5 protein-coding genes are annotated in these 3,564 nt (G+C 73.1%); 3 read left to right on the top strand and 2 right to left on the bottom strand.

Going from position 1 to position 3,564, the window contains the following annotated elements:
* Positions 1–885 (bottom strand): 50S ribosomal protein L11 methyltransferase (locus FV223_RS22965; RefSeq protein ID WP_147729158.1); only part of this gene is annotated, 885 nt, incomplete at its 3' end.
* Between the two features lie 239 nt (positions 886–1,124).
* On the opposite strand from FV223_RS22965, the gene FV223_RS22960 reads away from it, so the two are divergent.
* A complete protein-coding gene (locus tag FV223_RS22960) occupies positions 1,125–1,328 on the top strand; it encodes a hypothetical protein (RefSeq protein WP_147729157.1) in 204 nt (67 codons plus the stop codon).
* A gap of 87 nt (positions 1,329–1,415) precedes the next feature.
* Positions 1,416–2,108, top strand: coding sequence for a molybdate ABC transporter permease subunit (modB, locus tag FV223_RS22955; RefSeq protein WP_147729156.1), 693 nt, complete (start codon positions 1,416–1,418; stop codon positions 2,106–2,108).
* Positions 2,109–2,179: 71 nt separating this feature from the next.
* On the opposite strand, the gene FV223_RS22950 is transcribed toward modB, so the two are convergent.
* Complete coding sequence (locus FV223_RS22950; RefSeq protein ID WP_147729155.1) at positions 2,180–2,836, bottom strand: glutathione S-transferase; 657 nt, start codon at positions 2,834–2,836, stop codon at positions 2,180–2,182.
* A gap of 62 nt (positions 2,837–2,898) precedes the next feature.
* On the opposite strand from FV223_RS22950, the gene modC reads away from it, so the two are divergent.
* On the top strand, positions 2,899–3,564 hold a 666-nt coding region (gene modC, locus FV223_RS22945), incomplete at its 3' end, for a molybdenum ABC transporter ATP-binding protein (protein ID WP_147729154.1).

Here is a 3,564-nt window from a genome sequence, read left to right as displayed (position 1 = left end):
GAGCACCAGGGCGACCCAGCCCTCGATCGTGCCCTTCGAAGCGAGATGGAAGCCGCGGTGGCGGTAGGCCGAGAGCACGCCGGCGACGTCGCGCTCGATCAGGCCCGAGAGCACCAGCACGCCGCCCTCGGCCACCACGGCCGACAGCGTCGGCGCGAGCCGCCGCAGCGGGCGCGCGAGGATGTTGGCGAACACCACGTCGAAGTGGCGCGGCCGCGCGGCCAGGGCGTTGCGCACGCCGGGCGCCTCGTAGAGCTTGAGGTACGGCCCGAGGCCGTTGGCATGGGCGTTGGCGCGGGCGGTCCTGACCGCCTCGCCGTCGAGGTCGCCGGCGATCACCGGCCGGCGCAGAGCCTTGGCGGCGGCGAAGGCGAGGATGCCGGTGCCGGTGCCGACGTCGAGCACCCGGCCGGGGCGCCCGCGCTTCAGCACGTCGACCAGCGCCTTGAGGCAGCCGAGCGTGGTGCCGTGATGGCCGGTGCCGAAGGCGAGCGCCGCCTCGATCTCGATGGCGAGCTCGTTCGGCCGCACGGTGGCGCGGTCGTGCGAGCCGTGGATGCGGAAGCGGCCGGCCCGCACGGGCACGAGGCCTTCGAGCGAGGCGCGGACCCAGTCCTTCTGGTCGATGGTGCGGAACTCCGCCGCGTCCGCGTGCGCGCCGACCACGGGGCGGATCAGGTCGCGGATGAAACCCTCGTCCGGCGCGTCGGCGAAGTAGGCTTCCAGCCGCCACGTCACCCCGTCCTCCGCCTCGAAGGCGGCGACCGCCGTCTCGGTCGGGTCGAACATCTCGCCGAGCAGGTCGGTCATCGTGCGCGCCGACCGCTCGTCGGTCATCAGCTGCAGGACGTGGGTCGGGCGGTTCGGGTGCAGGCCTTCGAGCATGGCCGGCCTTACCACCCTCGGCCGCGTTCCGCGACGTGTGGCGCAGTCCGCGGCGGAAATGTTGTGGCCCGTCCGGTCCCGCGATGGCCAAGGTCGGCAACCGCGGCAAAATCGCCTGGCAATGCGGCAGATTGTTTACCCGTTCATCATATGGACCCCCGGAACCGGGGTTACCGTGCAGCGTTTTCGGTCACTTCTCCGCGTCGTCCGAGTCGTTCGACCATCGAGGGTGCGTCCGCGTGACCAATTCGAGACCATCCGTTCGTCGGCCGGTCGTCCTCAACGGCGTCTCGCGCCGCCGCCGCCAACCGGTCCGCGCCCGCGACACGTTGCTCGGGGCCGAAGCCCTCGACACGCCCCTGCCGGGCCAGCTCCTCGTGCTGCTGAGCCGGCTGCACCGCGCCGAGGACGCGAAGCCCCGCGGAGACGAGTTCGACGCCTGAGCGGCTTGCGCGCGGCATCGTCCGCGTCCAAGCCTGCAGCGTGAGGGGACGCGACGATCCGCGGCGCCCGGACGGGACGCGCCATCCTTGCTCGACCTGACGCCCGACGAGTGGACAGCGGTGGCGCTGAGCCTGAAGGTGGCCGCCGTCGCGACGCTTGCGAGCCTCGGGCCCGGCCTGCTGGTGGCCTGGCTGCTCGCCAAGCGCACGTTTCCGGGTCGCGCCGTCCTCGACGGCCTCGTGCACCTGCCGCTGATCCTGCCGCCGGTCGTGACCGGCTACCTGCTGCTCCTGACCCTCGGGCGACGCGGCCTCGTCGGCGCGTGGCTCGCCGAGGCGGGCATCGTGTTCGCCTTCCGCTGGACCGGGGCGGCGCTCGCCTGCGCGGTGATGGGCTTCCCGCTGATGGTGCGGGCGATGCGCCTGTCGATCGAGGCGGTGGACGCCCGGCTCGAGCAGGCGGCCGCGACGCTGGGCGCCCGGCCGATCGCGGTGTTCCTCACGGTGACGCTGCCGTTGAGCCTGCCCGGCATCCTCGCCGGCGCGGTGCTCGCCTTCGCCAAGGCGATGGGCGAGTTCGGCGCGACCATCACCTTCGTCTCGAACATTCCCGGCGAGACACAGACGCTGCCCTCGGCGATCTACACCTTGACGCAGGTGCCGGGCGGCGAGGCTGGCGCCTTGCGCCTGACGCTGATCTCGGTCGCCCTGTCGATGACCGCGCTGCTGCTCTCGGAGGTGCTGGCCCGCCGCATCGGCCGGAAGCTGGGAGCGGGGTGATGGAATCTTCGTCGCATGCCAGGGGCACCCTCCCCCGCGGAGGGGGGAGGGGAAAGCCCCACAACCGCGCCTCACGCATAGGCGTACGGCCCGCCGCGCTCCAGCGCCCGCTTGTAGGCCGGGCGGGCATGGATGCGGGCGAGCCAGCCGGTCAGCTCGGCGCCGGCTCCGGTGCCGCGTGCGGCGAAGGCTTCGAGGGGGAAGCTCATCTGGATGTCGGCGGCGGTGAAGTCCGCGCCGCAGAACCACGGCCGGGCGGACAGCTCCTCCTCCCAATAGGCGGCGTGGCGGCGCAGCTCCGGGTCGACGAACTTGGCCGTCACCGCCTTGGCGATCCCCCTCGCGAGGGGGCGCACCAGGGCGGGGCTGCCCGGCGCCAGCCGGGAGAACACCAGCTTCAGCAGCAGCGGCGGCATCGCCGAGCCTTCGGCGTAATGGAGCCAATAGGTGTAGCGGCGATGCGCTTCCGTGCCCGGCGCAGGCACCAGCGCGCCGCCGCAGCGGGCGGTGAGGTATTCGACGATGGCACCGGACTCGGCCACCACGATGTCGTCGTCGGTGATCACCGGCGACTTGCCGAGCGGGTGGATCGCCCGCAACGCCGGCGGCGCCAGCATCGTCTCGCGGTCCCGGGCGTAGCGCTTCACCGTGTAGTCCAGGCCGAGCTCCTCGAGCAGCCAGAGCACCCGCTGCGAGCGGCTGTTCTCCAGGTGGTGGACGGTGATCATGCGCGGCCTTCCGTGAGGGTATCGCTGCACAACGCCGGTCCGCGCCGATCGAGCCGCCCGGCATGACGCTCGACGTCGCCGTCGCCCTGCGCCGGGGCGCCTTCACGCTCGACGCCGCCTTCGCCGCCGGGGCCGGGCTCACCGCCCTGTTCGGGCGCTCGGGCTCGGGCAAGACCACGCTGATCGACCTGATCGCCGGGTTGAGCCGGCCCGATCGCGGCCGCATCGTCGTCGCCGGCGAGACGCTGGTCGACACCGACCGGCGCATCGCCCTGCCGGTGCACCGGCGCCGGATCGGGCTGGTGTTCCAGGATGCCCGCCTGTTTCCCCACCTCAGCGTGCGGAGCAACCTCGGCTACGGCCGCTTCTTCGCGGGCCGCCGGGCGGAACGGGCCGAGCACGACGCCGTGGTCGAGATGCTCGGCATCGGCCACCTGCTCGGCAGGCAGCCCGCGGGTCTCTCCGGCGGCGAGCGCCAGCGCGTCGCCATCGGCCGGGCGCTGCTGGCGAGACCCCGCCTGCTGCTGATGGACGAGCCGCTGGCGGCGCTGGACGAGGCGCGCAAGGGCGAGATCCTTCCCTATATCGAGCGCCTGCGCGACGAGGCCGGGATCCCGATCGTCTACGTCAGCCACGCGGTCGGCGAGGTCGCGCGGCTCGCCAACACCGTGGTGGTGCTGGAGGCCGGCCGCGTCGCCGCCGCGGGCCCGGCGGAGGCGATCCTGCGC

Origin of the sequence: Methylobacterium sp. WL116, assembly GCF_008039455.1 — a bacterium.
In the GTDB taxonomy this organism is placed as follows: Bacteria; Pseudomonadota; Alphaproteobacteria; order Rhizobiales; family Beijerinckiaceae; genus Methylobacterium.
The sequence above is the reverse complement of the archived record's forward strand: the minus strand, read 5'-3'. Positions and strand labels throughout refer to the sequence as shown.